Raw genomic sequence first — 16,835 nt, forward strand, 5'->3', positions numbered from 1 at the left:
AACCCGGCCAAGGCCGGGTTTTCTCAGAGCACCAGAAGCATTACTGCTGGATCTGGGCTTCTACTTCAGCTTCAACGCGACGGTTGATGGCGCGACCGGAATCGGTGGCGTTGTCAGCAACCGGGCGAGTCTCACCGTAGCCAACAGCGTTCACGCGGTCACCGTCTACACCGTACTGGTTAACCAGCACGTTGCGCACGGCGTTGGCACGACGCTCGGACAGACCCTGGTTGTAAGCGTCAGTACCGACGGAGTCGGTGTGACCTTCAACGGTGGTGGTGGTCTGCGGATACTGGTTCATGAAGTCAGCCAGGTTTTTGATGTCACCGTAGCTTTCTTCTTTCACGCGATCCTTGTCGAAGTCGAACTTGACGTCCAGCTCGACGCGAACGGTTTCCATGGCCGGTTCCGGAGCCGGCTCAGGAGCAGGCTCGGCAGCGGCAACAACCGGAGCCGGGGCCGGCTTGCTGCCGCCACCGAAGTTCAGACCAACACCCACGCCAGCTTGCCACTCGGTGTCGCCCTGGTCGATGTTGTACAGAGCGTCAACGCCAGCACGGGCGTAGAACATCTCGGTGAAGTAGTACTTGGCACCCGCGCCAGCGATGGCCAGGGTGGAGTGATTACGACCGCTGCCATTGGCATCGCCGATGCTCTGGTGACCGAAGCCGGCAGACACGTACGGACGCAGACCGGCAGTCGGCTGACCGAAGTGGTAGATGGCCTTCAGGTCAGTCAGGTTGCCTTTGATGTTCTTGCTACCGGCAGAACCTTCACCACGCAGATCGTGATACTCGCCGTACGACAGTGCGAGTTCGACATCATCGGTCAGGTAGTAGCCAATGCTGCCGCCGAACAGGTTGCCTTCATCCTGAGCGAAGTCACGCTGAGAGTCGGTGAAGTAGCGATTGACGAAACCCTCCACCTCGACAGCGCCTTGGCCTTGTGCCAGCGCACCGAAGGAAGTTGCGGCAACGATAGAGCCAATTACAACGCCCAAGGTGTTTTTTACTTTCATCCGTTAAATCCCCATCTTGGTGGTTAGTCAGTTGCCAGGTAAATCAGTCGGCAACTTGGCGGCGATTTTATCAGGTCTCGCCATCCCCTTAGTGGTCGGAAAGCTGAACTAAGTTTCGGAGGTTTCCGAAAATTTATCCCGCAACCGATCCAATGCTCGCTTGTAACGCATTTTCGTTGCGCTCAAGCCCATGTGCATGATGTCTGCGATCTCCTGAAACTCGAGCTCTGCAACAAAACGCAACACGAGAATCTCTCGGTCGATTGGATTGACGTGGACCAACCATCGATCCAGACCGCCTCGCTCTTCGACCTTGGGCGTCTTTTCGTCGGACGCTTCCTCAAGCGGATCCAAACTTAAGGCGTCAATCAGTCGACGCTTACGCCGTTCTTTCCGGTACTGAGTAATACATTCGTTGTAAGTGATGCTGTAAAGCCAGGTCTTGAACTTGGACTTACCTTCAAAGTTCTTCAGGCCGTAGAGCACTTTAAGCATGACCTCCTGACAGACATCGTCAGCATCCCTTTCGTTCCCTAAATAACGCGCGCAAACATTGAATAATGTTCGCTGGTAGCGCCTCATCAACTCCTCGTAGGCACGAGTAATGTGAAACAGCTCGTCGTGGGCGCGCGCCACCAGCTCTTCATCGGTGAGCTCGCGGGGGTCATAGCGCTTGGGCAGTGGCTGAACTTTGTTCAAAACGGGTCGGGCCGACGGTCAGGACGAAAAGTGCCCGACAGGTCATGCCTGCCGGGCAGCTGCATAAAATACCAGATTGGCGTCAGCGACTGTTCACACGTTGCTCAAGCATCACTCGATTTGCGACCGAAACCAGCTCGCCGCTGTCGGTCAGTAACGTGGTTTTCACCGTGCCGATCTCTTCGATCTGCCCTTCGACCTCACCAACCTGCACTTGTTGCCCGACCTGGTACAACTCACGCACGTAAATTCCCGCCAGAATCTGACTGGCGATATCACGACTTCCCAGCCCCAGTGCCAGCGCCACCGCCAGGCCGACGGAAATCAGCACGATGGCGATCACGTTGTTGAGCAGCTCGGTCTTGACTTCCAGCTGGCCAATGGCCACCGAGATACTGATGATGATCACCAGACCCTGCGCCACCCGGCCCAGTCCGTGGGCGTAATCCAGGCCCACGCCATCTGCCGCGCCACGTACCAGGCTGCTGACCAGTTGCGCCAGCAGGACACCAGCAAGCAGCACCAGCGCGGCACCAAAGACCTTGGGCAGATACAACGCCAGAACGTCGAGCGTGGCAGAAACACGCTGCAGCCCCAGGGACTCCGCCGCAGAAACCAGAAAGATCAGCAGTACGAACCAATAGACGATCTTGCCGATCAGGGTCGAAACCGAGGCATGAATACCGACACGGCCGAGCATCTTGGTCAGGCCGGTGCCCATCATCAAGCGATCCAGGCCAACCTTGCCAAGCAGCTTGGACAGCAAGGTGTCGAGCAGCTTGGCCACGACGAAACCGAGCAGCACCAGAACCAGCGCGACGAACAGATTGGGAATGAAGCCGGCAACCTTAGTCCACAGTGCGGTCATCGCGGAAATCAGGCTTTGGGTCCAGGGGTCGAGTTCCATTTCAATCGGCCTTATCAGCAGAAGCAGAGGATTGGGTACGGCGCGAAACCGGCGCCACATGCGCCGAACCGTTGTTCAGGGCGATCATCAAGGCCTGCACCCAGTTGCCCACCAGGCTGAACAGGTCACCCGCACCGACTTGCCGGTTGGCAGTCTTGAGAACCCGATGCAGGCAAGCATCGTCGTCATGGCTGGACGGCGAGGACTTGAGCAAATCGCGTAGAGATTCTTCAAATGGATCGTGCATACGCACCTCACGGGATGTCACGGCTAGACGACATGGCCTGGCAGCGAGTCACACATCACAACCAGCGCCAACGGCGGAAAAGCAGTAACTGCCCCACGGCAAGCAGCACCATCAGGCCGCAGGCAATGAAAAAACCGGTCGGATTGTCCGCCCCGGGAATCCCGCCTACGTTGATCCCCAACAGCCCGGTCAGGAAGCTGAGCGGCAGGAACAGCCCGGTAATCACCGTGAAGCGATACATGATCCGATTCATGCGCTCGCCCAGCCGACTGCTCTCCGCCTCGAGCACCAGACTGACCCGCTCACGGACCAGCTCCAGCTCTTCCAAATAGCGAGTCAGCCTGTTGTTGAGTTCGTTCCAGTAATCGTCGTCGTCCTCGACGAACCATGGCTGCTTGTTACGAGCCAGCTGCGCATACAGGTCGCGTTGCGGCGCCAGAAAACGCCGCAGGCTGGCAGCGCGTCGGCGCACTTGCAGCATCAGGCCATGATCGGGACGATAACTCTCATCTTCATCGAGACGATCCTCCTCATCGTCGAGCTGTTCACTCAGTTCGGTGACCAGATCATCGACGCGACTGGTCAGGTGTCGCGCCAGCTCCAGCAACAGTTCGGAGGAGGTTCTCGGCCCCTTGCCAGCCTGCAGATCGGCAATCAGCGCATCAGTGGCCAGCAGCGGGCGTAAGCGCAGGGAAATGACACGCCGCGCGTCGGCAAAGATGCGTACCGAAACCATGTCCTCCGGCTCGGCCCCCGGGTTGCGATTGACGCCGCGCAAAAATACCAGCAGCTCGTTGTCCGGTAGCGGCAGCAACCGTGGCCGGGTATTCTCTTCCAGCAACAGATCGCAGCTGAACTCATCCAGCCCACTGTCCTGACGCAGCCAGCGTTGCGCCTGCTGCTGGCTTCGATCCCAGTGCAACCAGAGACTTTCCTGTTCACCCAGCTGCAGGTTGTCCAGCTGGGCCCGTTCGATGCTGCGCGCCCCGCCCTTACCATCGAGTACGAAGGCATGCAGCAGCGCCAAATCCTGATCCTGCATCGGCTTATTCCGGCATCTTCAGGGCTTGCGGGGAAACGATGGCGCCATTGTTATCGGCATACAGGTATTCACCCGGCTTGAAGGTCACGCCGCCAAAGGTGACCGGCACATTCAGGTCACCGATGCCGCGCTTGTCGGTTTTCATCGGATGGCTGGCCAGCGCCTGCACACCCAGATCGGTCTGTGCGATCACGTCGACATCACGGATGCAGCCATAGATCAGGATGCCTTCCCAGCCGTTCTTCGCGGCTTTTTCGGCAAGCATGTCGCCTAGCAGCGCACGACGCAGGGAGCCGCCGCCATCAACCACCAGCACCTTGCCCTGTCCAGGTAGATCGACCTGCTCCTTCACCAGCGAGTTATCTTCGTGGCACTTGATCGTCACGATCTGCCCGCCGAAGGAGTCGCGCCCGCCGTAGTTGGCGAACATCGGTTCGACTACTTGAACCAGTTCCGGATAGGCGTCGCACAGATCAGGGGTGATGTAGTGCATGGCAGAACTCCTTTCGACAATGAATGAGCGATTAGCGCCTGGTGATCCTGTTCATTGACCGGCCATGGCCATGACAATTCAGCGCATGGCCGTTGTTGACAGAAAACCGCCAAGTGAACGAAGGGCAATGAGCAACCCCGGAAATGACCAGCTGCGCACAATGCGTCACATATTAGCGATAAGCGCACCATGAAGAAACGCCCGCAACACCTCAGGCACCCTCGACGCCGACAGGCACGGTAACGCTCTCGGGCAGGCGCAGATGTCGCAACCAGTATTCGGCGAGCGGCCACACCTCACGTTGCGCCTCTTTGCTGACCAGCATCTCGATGTGACCGAAGTCGCTGGAGAAGCCGTTTTCCCTGGCCAGCAGCAGGAAGTGTCTGGCAGCACCGGTGCATTGCTCAAGCAGCTTGCGACACGCCCAAGCCGGATCCTGATGATCATTTGCGGCGCTGACCGCCAGCACGGGCACACTCACGCGCGCCAGACCTGCCCACCAGTCCTGCTCGCCATTACCGAAACGACCGAACAAACGAAGCCAGCGCAGTGCTTCCAGCGCCAGGCCGACGGGTTCGTCTTCGGGTCCGCGCTTGAGTCGTCGCCCGGACAAGTAAGGCATGGCTCGCAGCAAAAGGCGGCTGCCCCACTCCACTGGTGGGATTTTCAGCGGCCAGTAGCTACGACTGACCTGACTGCCAAACAACGCAGCCGAACCTATACGCGCCTCATCAAGGTGAGCGCCACCCAGTGCAGCGGCAAGAATCACCCCGCCAAGCGAATGGCCGAGCCAGTGAGCCGGTTGACCGCTTTGCTCGTAGACGAAGTCGGCGATGGCCGGCAGGTCGTAGCGGACATACTGGGCCACGTTGTTGTCCCGATAGCCCTGGTTTCGCGGCGACAGCCCATGACCACGCATCTCGCTGATCCACACGTCGAAACCGGCGCGAGCCAGGTAGGCTCCCAGCCCGATACCTTTGGGCGAGTACCAGAAGCGTCGATTGGAGAAGCTGCCATGCAGCAGGACCACGGGTACGCCCCGTTCACTTCGATCGCCGGCCAGGCCAAGACGGGTCAGCGCCAGTTCGACGCTAGGGTCAGGACTGTTGTTGGGCTTGAGAAGATAGATGTCTTCGCTGAGATCACCACGCAGTTCGGCACTGATCAGGGAGACGGGGAAAAGCTCACTACTGCTTTGCATGGACCATGAAAACCACAATGGAGCTGAGCGACTGCCGGAAAATTGCCGTGAGCATTCCCTGCTGTCGCGGGCAGCTGAGCGGAAGGTTGCCTGTCGGGATAACAGGCAACAAAAACCGCCGTGGCGATTTATACATCGCTAACGACGGCCCGACATCAATAACGAAAAAGCAGCGGGCATCAAAAAGGGCGGGATCAACCCGCCCTTTTTGGGATGGCCCTAGGCCTCAGGCTGGCTGCGCTTCTGCCAGGAAGAACCAGGTATCGAGTACCGAGTCCGGGTTCAGCGAGACGCTCTCGATGCCCTGCTCCATCAGCCAGCGCGCCAGATCCGGGTGGTCCGACGGGCCTTGACCGCAGATGCCGATGTACTTGCCAGCCTTGTTGCACGCGGCAATGGCGTTGGCCAGCAGCTTCTTCACCGCCGGATTACGCTCATCGAACAGGTGCGCCACGATGCCCGAGTCACGGTCCAGACCCAGAGTCAGCTGAGTCAGGTCGTTGGAACCGATGGAGAAACCATCGAAGAACTCGAGGAACTCGTCGGCCAGCAGGGCGTTGGACGGCAGTTCGCACATCATGATGACCTTCAGGCCATCCTGACCGCGAGCCAGACCGTTGTTGGCCAGCAGCTCGACGACCTGGCTGGCTTCGCCGAGGGTACGCACGAACGGCACCATGATCTCGACGTTAGTCAGGCCCATCTCGTTACGCACTTTCTTCAGCGCGCGGCACTCGAGCTCGAAGCAGTCGCGGAACGACTCGCTGATGTAGCGCGAGGCGCCACGGAAGCCCAGCATCGGGTTCTCTTCTTCCGGCTCGTAGAGCTTGCCGCCGATCAGGTTGGCGTATTCGTTGGACTTGAAGTCCGACAGACGCACGATGACCTTCTTCGGCCAGAACGCGGCGGCCAGGGTGCTGATGCCCTCGACCAGCTTCTCGACGTAGAAGTCGACCGGATCACCGTAACCGGCGATGCGCTTCTCGACGCTGTCCTTGATCTCCGGCGGCAGGCCGGCAAAGTTCAGCAGCGCTTTGGGGTGCACACCGATCATGCGGTTGATGATGAATTCCAGACGAGCCAGGCCCACGCCCTCGTTGGGCAGCTGGGCGAAGTCGAAGGCACGATCCGGGTTGCCGACGTTCATCATGATCTTGAACGGCAGATCGGGCATGGCGTCGACCGAATTCTTACGGATGTCGAAGCCCAGTTCGCCTTCGAAGATGAAGCCGGTGTCGCCTTCGGCGCAGGAAACGGTAACGCCCTGGCCGTCTTTCAGCAGCTGAGTGGCGTTGCCGCAACCGACCACTGCCGGAATACCCAGCTCGCGGGCAATGATCGCCGCGTGGCAGGTACGACCGCCACGGTTGGTCACGATGGCGCTGGCGCGCTTCATTACCGGTTCCCAGTCCGGGTCGGTCATGTCGGAGACCAGTACGTCGCCCGGTTGCACCTTGTCCATCTCGGACACGTCGTGGATCACGCGGACCTTGCCGGCGCCGATGCGCTGACCGATGGCACGGCCTTCAACCAGTACGGTGCCCTTCTCTTTCAGCAGGTAGCGCTCCATCACGGTGGCGCTGGAACGGCTCTTCACGGTTTCCGGGCGGGCCTGGACGATGTACAGCTTGCCGTCGTCACCGTCTTTCGCCCATTCGATGTCCATCGGACGGCCGTAGTGCTTCTCGATGATCAGCGCCTGCTTGGCCAGTTCGCTGACCTCAGCGTCGGTGATGCAGAAACGCGCACGATCAGCACGGTCGACGTCGACGGTCTTGACCGAGCGACCGGCCTTGGCCTCGTCGCCGTAGATCATCTTGATCGCCTTGCTGCCCAGGTTGCGACGCAGGATCGCCGGACGACCGGCTTCCAGGGTCGGCTTGTGCACGTAGAATTCGTCGGGGTTGACCGCACCCTGCACCACGGTCTCGCCGAGGCCGTAAGCGCCGGTGATGAACACCACGTCACGGAAGCCCGACTCGGTGTCGAGGGTAAACATCACGCCGGCGGTGCCGGTTTCCGAACGCACCATGCGCTGCACGCCGGCAGACAGGGCGACCAGCTTGTGGTCGAAGCCCTGGTGCACGCGGTAAGCGATGGCACGGTCGTTGAAGAGGGAGGCGAAAACTTCCTTGGCTGCGCGGATCACGTTGTCCACGCCGCGAATGTTAAGGAAGGTCTCCTGCTGACCGGCGAACGAGGCGTCCGGCAGGTCTTCGGCGGTGGCCGAGGAGCGCACGGCGACAGCCATGTTATCGTTGCCGGCGCTCATGGCGGCGAAGGCTTCGCGGATTTCGGCGTCGAGGCGGGCCGGGAATTCGGCATCCATGACCCACTGGCGAATTTCAGCGCCAGTCTTGGCCAAGGCATTGACGTCATCGACGTCCAGCGCATCCAGAGCAGCGTGGATGCGGTCGTTCAGACCGCTCTGCTCGAGGAAGTCACGGTAGGCCTGAGCGGTAGTGGCGAAACCACCGGGAACCGAAACGCCGGCGCCGGCCAGGTTGCTGATCATCTCGCCGAGGGATGCGTTTTTGCCCCCCACATGCTCTACATCGTGGACGCCGAGCTTATCGAGGGAAACTACGTACTCTACCAAGGTGATCTCTCCACTAACGGTGTTGGAAAAGCTCAGTGGGCTGCGCAATGTCGAACGACTCAAGTCGTGCGATTGTGGCCTGGCCCTTGAATAAGTAACAATGCCGAGCCAGGGGCCCGGTGAAAAACGCGGCCTATCATAGCCAAGAATCGAACTCAGCTTAAGGCCTTTGGTGCAAATGAAACGAACCGCTTTCTTCATCTCCGACGGCACCGGCATCACAGCCGAAACCTTGGGTCAGAGCCTGCTCGCGCAGTTCGAAAACATTCAGTTCACCAAACTTACGCGCCCTTATATCGACAGCGTCGAAAAAGCGCGCGCAATGGTACAACAAATCGACGCAGCTGCCGAAAGGGACGGCGTACGCCCGATCATCTTCGACACCATCGTCAACCGCGATATTCGTGCGATCCTGGATACCGCAAATGGTTTCATGATCGACATCTTTTCTACCTTTCTCTCGCCGCTGGAGCAGGAGTTGAGTTCGCACTCCTCCTACTCCGTTGGCAAGTCCCACTCCATTGGACAGAACTCCAATTACATGGAGCGGATCGAGGCGGTTAACTTCGCCCTGGACAACGACGACGGCGCACGTACGCATTATTACGACAAGGCCGACCTGATCCTGGTTGGCGTCTCGCGCTGCGGTAAAACGCCGACCTGCCTCTATATGGCCATGCAGTACGGCATCCGCGCCGCCAATTACCCGCTGACCGAAGACGACATGGAGCGCCTGCAGCTGCCCGATTCTCTGAAAAAGTATCGCGACAAGCTGTTCGGCCTGACCATCGACCCGGACCGCCTCACCGCCATCCGCCACGAGCGCAAGCCCAACAGCCGCTATGCCAGCTACGCGCAATGCGAGTTCGAAGTACGCGAGGTGGAAAGCCTGTTCCGCCGCGAAAACATCGCCTTCATCAACTCCACGCATTTCTCGGTCGAGGAAATATCAGCCAAGATTCTGGTGGAGAAAGGTGTTGAGCGCCGCCTTAAATAACCCTCGTAACCAATTGATCTAAAAAGAAAAAGGCTCGTAACTTCGAGCCTTTTCTAGCTTGCTTGATCAGAAGCTGTCGCCTGGCACCCTGATCCAACCCTCCATCAGCACGCGCGAACTGCGGCTCATCACCGCCTTGGTCACCTGCCACTGCCCGTCATTCAGGCATGCCTCTGCGCCGACGCGCAGCACACCGGATGGATGACCGAAGCGCACCGCCCCACGCTCGCCACCACCTGCAGCCAGATTGACCAAGGTCCCGGGAACTGCCGCCGCCGTCGCAATGGCGACCGCTGCAGTGCCCATCATGGCGTGGTGCAACTTGCCCATCGACAACGCTCTTGCCAGCAAGTCTATCTCCGCGGCATGCACCGTCTTGCCACTGGAGGCGACATAGTTCGTTGGCTCAGCGACAAATGCGACCTTAGGCGTATGCTGCCGAGTGGCGGCCTCTTCGGGGTGGGCGATAAGCCCCATACGCAGCGCACCGGCGATACGGATTTGCTCGAAGCGCGCCAACTGCTCTGGATCGCCGTTGATGTCTTCGCGCAACTCGGTACCTCGATAGCCGATATCCTTGGCGTTAACGAACACCGTAGGGATCCCGGCAGTGATCATGGTCGCCTTGAGCGTGCCAATGCCTGGCACATCCAGATCGTCGACCAGGTTGCCGGTGGGGAACATCGAACCGCCCTCCTCGCCGTCATCGGACGGATCGAGGAATTCCAGCACGATCTCCGCTGCGGGAAAGGTCACACCGTCCAGTTCGAAATCGCCGGTTTCCTGCACCTGGCTATTGGCGATCGGCACGTGGGCGATGATGGTTTTCTGGATATTGGCCTGCCAGATGCGCACTACGCAGGTACCGTTCTCGGGAACCCGTGCCGGGTCTAGCAGGCCAGCATGAATGGCAAAGGCTCCGGCGGCCGTAGACAGATTGCCGCAGTTGCCGCTCCAGTCGACGAAGGCCTTGTCGATGGACACCTGGCCGTAGAGGTAGTCGACGTCGTGTTCCGGCTGGCTGCTTTTCGACAGGATCACGCACTTGGAAGTGCTCGACGTGGCACCGCCCATGCCATCGATCTGCGCCGAATACGGATCCGGGCTGCCAATCACGCGCATGAACAGCTTGTCGCGTGCTTCACCTGGCACCTGGCAGCGCTCGGGTAGATCCTGCAGACGGAAGAACACCCCTTTACTGGTGCCGCCACGCATATAGGTAGCGGGGATTTTCACTTGCGGCAGAAAAGACATAGCTGCTGTCCTGATAAGTAGCCCGGATGCAACCCGGGAATGACGACGCTCAGTTCTCCCCGGCTTGCATCCGGGCTACGCGATTGCCTCGCTCTCCCATGAATGGGAGAGCGAGCGATCAAGCCACTGCGCCTTCGAGGAAGTCCTTGGCAAAACGCTGCAGCACGCCACCGGCCTTGTACACGCCGACATCGGCAGCAGTGTCCAGGCGACAGGTAACCGGCACCCTTAGCACTTCACCGTTACGGCGATTGATCACCAGGGTCAGCTCGCAACGCGGCGAAATCTCGCCTTCGATGTCGTAGGTCTCGGTGCCGTCCAGCCCCAGAGTCAGGCGCGTGGTGCCCGGCTTGAACTCCACCGGCAGTACGCCCATGCCCACCAGGTTGGTACGGTGAATGCGCTCGAAGCCTTCGGCGACGATCACTTCCACGCCAGCCAGGCGTACGCCCTTGGCCGCCCAGTCGCGCGAGCTGCCCTGGCCGTAGTCGGCACCGGCAACGATGATCAGGTTCTGCTTGCGGTTCATGTAGGTTTCGATCGCTTCCCACATGCGCATCACCTGGCCTTCCGGCTCCACGCGCGCCAGCGAGCCTTTCTTGACGGTGCCGTCGACCACCACCATCTCGTTGACCAGTTGCGGGTTGGCAAAGGTGGCACGCTGCGCGGTCAGGTGATCGCCACGGTGCGTGGCGTAGGAATTGAAGTCCTCCTCCGGCAGGCCCATCTTCGCCAGGTACTCGCCAGCTGCCGAGTCCGCCAGGATGGCATTGGACGGCGACAGATGATCGGTGGTGATATTGTCCGGCAGGATCGCCAGCGGACGCATGCCCTTGAGCGTGCGTTCGCCAGCCAGGGCGCCTTCCCAGTAAGGCGGACGGCGAATGTAGGTAGACATCGGCCGCCAGTCGTACAGCGGGCTTTCCGCCTCCTGCACGCTACCGAGATCGAACATCGGAATGTAGACCTGGCGGAACTGCTCCGGCTTCACGCTGGCGGCGACGATCGCGTCGATCTCCTCGTCGCTCGGCCACAGGTCTTTCAGGGTGACCGGGTTGCCGTTCGAGTCTGTGCCGAGCACGTCCTGCTCGATATCGAAGCGCACGGTGCCGGCAATGGCATAAGCCACCACCAGTGGCGGCGAAGCAAGGAAGGCCTGCTTGGCGTAGGGATGGATGCGCCCATCGAAGTTGCGGTTACCCGAAAGCACGGCAGTGGCGTACAGGTCGCGATCGATGATCTCCTTCTGGATCTTCGGATCGAGCGCACCGGACATGCCGTTACAGGTGGTGCAGGCGTAAGCGACGATGCCGAAGCCGAGCTTCTCTAGCTCCGGCAGCAGCCCGGATTCCTGCAGATACAACTTGGCGACTTTCGAACCCGGCGCGAAGGAGGTTTTCACCCAGGGCTTGCGCTGCAACCCCAGGGCATTGGCCTTCTTCGCCACCAGGCCAGCCGCGACCACGTTGCGCGGGTTAGAGGTGTTGGTGCAACTGGTGATGGCCGCGATGATCACCGCGCCATCGGGCATCAGCCCCTCGGCTTCCTCGCCCTTGCCGGACTGCAGCTTGGCTTCATCGGCGATGCCGCGCTCGGCCAGGGCCGAGGTCGGCAGGCGTCGATGCGGGTTGGACGGCCCCGCCATGTTGCGCACCACGCTGCCCAGATCGAAACGCAGTACCCGCTCGTACTCCGCGCTTGTCAGCGCATCGCTCCACAGCCCCAGGGTCCTGGCGTAGTGCTCGACCAGCGCCACCTGCTCCGGCTCGCGACCGGTGAGCTTGAGGTAGTCGATGGTCTGCTCGTCGATGTAGAACATCGAGGCCGTGGCGCCGTATTCCGGGCACATGTTGGAGATGGTCGCGCGGTCGCCGATGGACAGGCTGTCGGCCCCTTCGCCGAAGAACTCGACGTAGGCACCCACCACGCGCTCCTTGCGCAGGAACTCGGTCAGGGCGAGGACGATATCGGTGGCGGTGATGCCTGGCTGGCGTTTGCCGGCCAGCTCGACGCCGACGATATCGGGCAGGCGCATCATCGACGGATGGCCGAGCATCACGGTCTCGGCTTCCAGGCCGCCGACGCCGATGGCGATCACGCCCAGCGCATCGACGTGCGGAGTGTGCGAGTCAGTGCCGACGCAGGTGTCGGGAAACGCGATGCCGCCACGCGCCTGGATCACCGGGCTCATCTTCTCCAGGTTGATCTGGTGCATGATGCCGTTACCGGCCGGGATCACATCGACGTTCTTGAACGCGGTCTTGGTCCAGTCGATGAAGTGGAAGCGGTCCTCGTTACGACGGTCCTCAATGGCGCGGTTCTTCTCGAAGGCATCCGGGTCGAAGCCCGGTGCCTCCACGGCCAGGGAGTGGTCGACGATCAGCTGGGTCGGCACCACCGGGTTGACCTTGGCCGGGTCGCCGCCCTTGTCGGCGATAGCGTCGCGCAAGCCGGCCAGGTCGACCAGCGCGGTCTGCCCGAGGATGTCGTGGCACACCACGCGCGCCGGATACCAGGGGAAATCCAGGTCGCGCTTGCGGTACACCAACTGCTCCAACGAAGCAGTCAGATCCTGCGGGTCGCAGCGGCGCACCAGTTGCTCGGCGAGCACGCGCGAGGTGTAAGGGAGCCTCTCCCAGGCACCGGCCTGGATCGCCTCGACCGCCTCACGGGCGTCGAAGTAATCCAGCGCGGTGCCGGGCAGGCGCTTGCGGTATTGGCTATTCACGGTGTCGTTCATTTTATTTACGATCCTTGAGCGGCACGAACTTCAGGTCTTCGGGGCCTGTGTAGTTGGCGCTCGGGCGGATGATTTTGCCGTCGATGCGCTGCTCGATGACGTGCGCGGACCAGCCGGCGGTGCGGGCGATGACGAACAGCGGGGTGAACATCGCGGTGGGCACACCCATCATGTGGTAGCTGACGGCGCTGAACCAGTCGAGGTTGGGGAACATCTTCTTGATGTCCCACATCACGCTCTCCAGGCGCTCGGCGATGTCGTACATCTTGCTGTTGCCCTGCTCCACCGAGAGCTCGCGAGCCACTTCCTTGATCACCTTGTTGCGCGGGTCGCTGACGGTATAGACCGGATGACCGAAGCCGATCACCACTTCCTTGCGCTCGACCCGGGCACGGATGTCGGCCTCGGCTTCGTCCGGGCTGTCGTAGCGCTTCTGCACTTCGAAGGCCACTTCGTTGGCGCCGCCGTGCTTCGGCCCGCGCAGCGCACCGATGGAACCGGCGATGCAGGAGAACAGGTCGGAGCCGGTGCCGGCGATCACCCGCGAGGTGAAGGTCGAGGCATTGAACTCGTGCTCGGCGTACAGGTTGAGCGAGGTGTGCATGGCACGCACCCAGGACTCGCGCGGTTTCTCGCCGTGCAGCAGATGGAGGAAGTGGCCGCCGATGGACTCATCGTCGGTGTCCACCTCGATACGCTTGCCGTTGTGGCTGTAGTGGTACCAGTACAGCAGTGCCGAACCCAGCGAGGCCATCAGCTTGTCGGCAATGTCGCGGGCACCCGGATGGTTGTGATCGTCCTTCTCCGGCGCCAGGCAACCGAGCACGGACACCGCGGTACGCATGACGTCCATCGGATGCGCCGACGGCGGCAGCTGCTCCAGCGCGGCCTTCACCCCGGCCGGCAGGCCACGCAGCGCCTTGAGCTTGGCCTTGTATCCGGCCAGCTCGGCGACATTCGGTAACTTGCCGTGGACCAGCAGGTGGGCGATTTCCTCGAACTCGCAGCGATTGGCGAAATCGAGCACGTCATAGCCACGGTAGTGCAGGTCGTTACCGGTGCGGCCGACGGTGCACAGTGCGGTGTTGCCGGCGGCGGTACCGCTCAGGGCGACGGACTTCTTCGGTTTGAAGCCAGGGGTGGTTTCAGTGGCACTCATGGTTATCTCCTCGAATCCTTGTTCTTGTCTTTATTTCTTGCCGGCGGCGAACAGCGCATCGAGCTTCTGCTCGAAGGCGTGGTAGCCGATACGGTCATAGAGTTCGGCGCGGGTCTGCATCAGCTCGATCACGTCCTTCTGGTGGCCGTTCTGGCGAATCGAGGTGTAGACACTCTCGGCCGCCTTGTTCGCCGCACGGAAGGCGGACAGCGGATAAAGCTGGATGGCGACGCCGACCGAGGCCAGCTCATCGCGGGTGAACAGCGGCGTGGCACCAAACTCGGTGATGTTGGCCAGTACCGGTACGTTCAGCGCATCGACGAAGCGCTTGTAGGTCGGCAAGTCGTAAGCGGCCTCGGCGAAGATGCCATCGGCGCCGGCCTCGACGTAGGCCTGGCAGCGTTCGATAGCGGCGTCCACGCCCTCGGCCTGGATGGCGTCGGTACGGGCAATGAGGAAGAAATCGGGGTCGGTCTTGGCATCGGCAGCGGCGCGTACGCGGTCGCACATCTCCTCGGCGGAGACGATCTCCTTACCCGGGCGGTGGCCGCAGCGCTTGGCGCCGACCTGATCCTCGATGTGTGCGGCCGCAGCGCCGGCCTTGATCAGGTTCTTGATGGTGCGCTCGATATTGAAGGCGCTGGGACCGAAGCCGGTATCGATGTCCACCAGCAGCGGCAGATCACAGACATCGGTAATGCGGCGTACGTCGGTGAGCACGTCATCCAGGGTGTTGATGCCCAGGTCAGGCAAGCCCAGGGAGCCAGCCGCCACACCACCACCAGACAGATAGATGGCGCGAAAGCCCGCACGCTGAGCCAGCAGCGCGTGGTTGGCATTGATCGCGCCGATCACCTGCAGCGGTTGCTCTTCGGCGAGGGCCAGACGGAAACGCTGGCCGGCGGAAAGCTGAGTCATGAATCACCTCGGGTCTTGGATGGAGTGGTGAGCGCTTCTTTGTAGTGGCGCTCGATATTGCGCTTGGATGCGCCGATATGACGGCGCATCAGCAGTTCGGCCAGTTCGCCGTCACGGTCGGCGATGGCATCGAGAATGCGGTGATGCTCGGCGAACGCCTGGCGCGGTCGGTTAGGCGTTGCGGAAAACTGCAGGCGGTACATGCGCACCAGCTGGTACAGCTCGTCGCAGAGCAGCTTGGCCAGGGTGCGATTGCCGCTGCCCTGAATGATTCGGTAATGGAAGTCGAAGTCACCTTCCTGCTGGTAGTAGCCGACACCCGCCTTGAAGGCGGCATCCTGCTCATGCAGCTCCAGCACCCGGCGCAGCTCGCCGATTTCCGTCTGAGTCATGCGTTCGGCAGCCAGGCGGCAGGCCATGCCCTCAAGCGATTCGCGAATTTCGTACAGTTCGATCAACTCGGCGTGACTCAACGACACGACGCGCGCACCCACATGCGGCACACGCACCAGCAGCTTCTGCCCTTCCAGGCGGTGAATCGCCTCGCGTAGCGGACCGCGACTGATGCCGTAGGTCCGCGCCAGCTCCGGCTCGGAGATCTTGCTGCCGGGGGCGATCTCACCTTTGACAATGGCAGCCTGAATCAGGCGGAAAACATGTTCGGAAAGTGTTTCCGAGTCCACCTGGGGCGTTACGAGCTCATCCGATTCCAGCAGCATGATTGTCAACACCATAGCCTTTCAATGACGACAAACCTACGCTCAAACGCCATTTATGTCAAAGCAGACCAAAGTATTGTCGACAATAATTTCAAGAAGGTCAGATGAATCAAGCGCGAGCTTACTTGCAGAAAGCTACATAAGCGTCTGTCAGCATGGAAAATCCCCATGTTAGAATTGGCCCGTTCGCACCCGGCTGCCGCCTTCTGCCTTGCCTGCTAGACTTCATGGCACGCAGTTGTATGGCAGGATGCCGCCAGACACTGTTTCCACCCTCCCCCTGGCAAGACCATCTCAAGGACACATGAGACTGAAACCCTTCTTTTTACTGATTTGTCTGTTGACCCTGTCCTGCCCTGCTCTGGCCATGGGCAAGTCCATCTATGGCCTAAACGAATACATTCATATCGAAGAACTTGACCTGCAGGTGGCAGCCAAACTCGACACTGGCGCCAAGACTGCCTCTCTCAGCGCTCGAGATATCGAGCGTTTCAAGCGTGACGGGGAAACCTGGGTGCGTTTTGTCCTGGCCATCGACGACGCCCACGAGCGTACGATCGAACGTCCGCTGGCACGAATCAGCAAGATCAAACGCCGTGCCGGTGACTATGACCCGGACGAAGACAAGACCTACACCGCACGCCCGGTAATCGACCTTGAACTGTGCATGGGGCAAGCCTTGCGCACGATAGAAGTGAACTTGACCGACCGAAGCGCATTCCAATACCCGCTTCTGATCGGCTCCGAGGCGCTCAAACGCTTCGGCGCAATGGTCGACCCAAGCCTTAAATATGCAGCTGGCAAGCCTGGCTGCACCGATGACGCAACCCCTGGCGAGTAAT

The 16,835-nt window shown here is 60.6% G+C and carries 15 protein-coding genes; 2 read left to right on the top strand and 13 right to left on the bottom strand.

What is annotated here, in order from left to right:
• Positions 1-40 precede the first annotated feature (40 nt).
• From ACJRW5_RS13400 to ppsA, 8 genes are all read right to left on the bottom strand, one after another.
• On the bottom strand, positions 41-1,018 hold the full coding sequence (locus tag ACJRW5_RS13400; RefSeq protein WP_484570998.1) for an OmpA family protein: 978 nt from the start codon (positions 1,016-1,018) through the stop codon (positions 41-43).
• A 108-nt stretch (positions 1,019-1,126) separates the two neighbouring features.
• Positions 1,127-1,717, bottom strand: coding sequence for an RNA polymerase sigma factor SigX (gene sigX, locus ACJRW5_RS13405; RefSeq protein WP_484570999.1), 591 nt, complete (start codon positions 1,715-1,717; stop codon positions 1,127-1,129).
• An 82-nt stretch (positions 1,718-1,799) separates the two neighbouring features.
• Positions 1,800-2,624 (bottom strand): mechanosensitive ion channel family protein, encoded by an 825-nt coding sequence (locus tag ACJRW5_RS13410; protein WP_484571000.1) that lies wholly within the window; start codon positions 2,622-2,624, stop codon positions 1,800-1,802.
• Between the two features lies 1 nt (position 2,625).
• Positions 2,626-2,871, bottom strand: coding sequence for a CrfX protein (locus ACJRW5_RS13415; protein ID WP_484571001.1), 246 nt, complete (start codon positions 2,869-2,871; stop codon positions 2,626-2,628).
• A 55-nt stretch (positions 2,872-2,926) separates the two neighbouring features.
• The gene (locus tag ACJRW5_RS13420; protein WP_484571002.1) at positions 2,927-3,913 is read right to left on the bottom strand and encodes a zinc transporter ZntB; all 987 of its coding nucleotides are present in this window, start codon (positions 3,911-3,913) and stop codon (positions 2,927-2,929) included.
• Between the two features lie 4 nt (positions 3,914-3,917).
• Complete coding sequence (rraA, locus tag ACJRW5_RS13425) at positions 3,918-4,406, bottom strand: ribonuclease E activity regulator RraA (RefSeq protein ID WP_484571003.1); 489 nt, start codon at positions 4,404-4,406, stop codon at positions 3,918-3,920.
• A 211-nt stretch (positions 4,407-4,617) separates the two neighbouring features.
• Entirely contained in the window at positions 4,618-5,607 is a 990-nt protein-coding gene (locus ACJRW5_RS13430) for an alpha/beta fold hydrolase (RefSeq protein ID WP_484571004.1), read from the bottom strand.
• Between the two features lie 226 nt (positions 5,608-5,833).
• Positions 5,834-8,206 carry a phosphoenolpyruvate synthase gene (ppsA, locus tag ACJRW5_RS13435; protein ID WP_484571005.1) on the bottom strand — a complete coding sequence of 791 codons (2,373 nt, stop codon included), beginning with the start codon at positions 8,204-8,206 and terminating at the stop codon, positions 5,834-5,836.
• A 178-nt stretch (positions 8,207-8,384) separates the two neighbouring features.
• On the opposite strand from ppsA, the gene ppsR reads away from it, so the two are divergent.
• A complete protein-coding gene (gene ppsR / locus ACJRW5_RS13440) occupies positions 8,385-9,203 on the top strand; it encodes a posphoenolpyruvate synthetase regulatory kinase/phosphorylase PpsR (RefSeq protein ID WP_484571006.1) in 819 nt (272 codons plus the stop codon).
• 66 nt (positions 9,204-9,269) lie between these two features.
• On the opposite strand, the gene prpF is transcribed toward ppsR, so the two are convergent.
• The 5 genes from prpF to ACJRW5_RS13465 form a co-directional block, all read right to left on the bottom strand.
• Positions 9,270-10,457 carry a 2-methylaconitate cis-trans isomerase PrpF gene (prpF, locus tag ACJRW5_RS13445; protein WP_484571007.1) on the bottom strand — a complete coding sequence of 396 codons (1,188 nt, stop codon included), beginning with the start codon at positions 10,455-10,457 and terminating at the stop codon, positions 9,270-9,272.
• A 118-nt stretch (positions 10,458-10,575) separates the two neighbouring features.
• The gene (acnD, locus tag ACJRW5_RS13450) at positions 10,576-13,185 is read right to left on the bottom strand and encodes a Fe/S-dependent 2-methylisocitrate dehydratase AcnD (protein ID WP_484571152.1); all 2,610 of its coding nucleotides are present in this window, start codon (positions 13,183-13,185) and stop codon (positions 10,576-10,578) included.
• A 13-nt stretch (positions 13,186-13,198) separates the two neighbouring features.
• Positions 13,199-14,356: a bifunctional 2-methylcitrate synthase/citrate synthase gene (gene prpC / locus ACJRW5_RS13455; protein WP_484571008.1), complete on the bottom strand. Its 1,158-nt coding sequence runs from the start codon at positions 14,354-14,356 to the stop codon at positions 13,199-13,201.
• Between the two features lie 30 nt (positions 14,357-14,386).
• Positions 14,387-15,274, bottom strand: a complete 888-nt coding sequence (gene prpB / locus ACJRW5_RS13460; protein WP_484571009.1) for a methylisocitrate lyase — start codon at positions 15,272-15,274, stop codon at positions 14,387-14,389.
• Positions 15,271-15,993 (bottom strand): GntR family transcriptional regulator, encoded by a 723-nt coding sequence (locus tag ACJRW5_RS13465; protein WP_484571010.1) that lies wholly within the window; start codon positions 15,991-15,993, stop codon positions 15,271-15,273. The genes prpB and ACJRW5_RS13465 overlap by 4 nt, the downstream gene beginning before the upstream one ends.
• 304 nt (positions 15,994-16,297) lie before the next feature.
• Here ACJRW5_RS13465 and rloA point away from each other — a divergent pair, with 304 nt between their 5' ends.
• Positions 16,298-16,834 (top strand): retropepsin-like aspartic peptidase RloA, encoded by a 537-nt coding sequence (gene rloA / locus ACJRW5_RS13470; protein ID WP_484571011.1) that lies wholly within the window; start codon positions 16,298-16,300, stop codon positions 16,832-16,834.
• The last annotated feature ends 1 nt before the right edge of the window (position 16,835 follow it).

Source organism: Pseudomonas pichavaramensis (assembly GCF_050473265.1).
In the GTDB taxonomy this organism is placed as follows: Bacteria; Pseudomonadota; Gammaproteobacteria; order Pseudomonadales; family Pseudomonadaceae; genus Aquipseudomonas.

Excerpts from the sequence above, each read along its gene's own strand:
- ACJRW5_RS13415 (WP_484571001.1), bottom strand. The coding sequence starts at position 2,871 with ATGCACGATCCATTTGAAGAATCTCTACGCGATTTGCTCAAGTCCTCG.
- ACJRW5_RS13420 (WP_484571002.1), bottom strand. The coding sequence starts at position 3,913 with ATGCAGGATCAGGATTTGGCGCTGCTGCATGCCTTCGTACTCGATGGT.
- prpF (WP_484571007.1), bottom strand. The coding sequence starts at position 10,457 with ATGTCTTTTCTGCCGCAAGTGAAAATCCCCGCTACCTATATGCGTGGC.
- ACJRW5_RS13410 (WP_484571000.1), bottom strand. The coding sequence starts at position 2,624 with ATGGAACTCGACCCCTGGACCCAAAGCCTGATTTCCGCGATGACCGCA.
- ACJRW5_RS13465 (WP_484571010.1), bottom strand. The coding sequence starts at position 15,993 with ATGCTGCTGGAATCGGATGAGCTCGTAACGCCCCAGGTGGACTCGGAA.
- ACJRW5_RS13400 (WP_484570998.1), bottom strand. The coding sequence starts at position 1,018 with ATGAAAGTAAAAAACACCTTGGGCGTTGTAATTGGCTCTATCGTTGCC.
- prpB (WP_484571009.1), bottom strand. The coding sequence starts at position 15,274 with ATGACTCAGCTTTCCGCCGGCCAGCGTTTCCGTCTGGCCCTCGCCGAA.
- ACJRW5_RS13430 (WP_484571004.1), bottom strand. The coding sequence starts at position 5,607 with ATGCAAAGCAGTAGTGAGCTTTTCCCCGTCTCCCTGATCAGTGCCGAA.
- rraA (WP_484571003.1), bottom strand. The coding sequence starts at position 4,406 with ATGCACTACATCACCCCTGATCTGTGCGACGCCTATCCGGAACTGGTT.
- ppsR (WP_484571006.1), top strand. The coding sequence starts at position 8,385 with ATGAAACGAACCGCTTTCTTCATCTCCGACGGCACCGGCATCACAGCC.
- prpC (WP_484571008.1), bottom strand. The coding sequence starts at position 14,356 with ATGAGTGCCACTGAAACCACCCCTGGCTTCAAACCGAAGAAGTCCGTC.
- rloA (WP_484571011.1), top strand. The coding sequence starts at position 16,298 with ATGAGACTGAAACCCTTCTTTTTACTGATTTGTCTGTTGACCCTGTCC.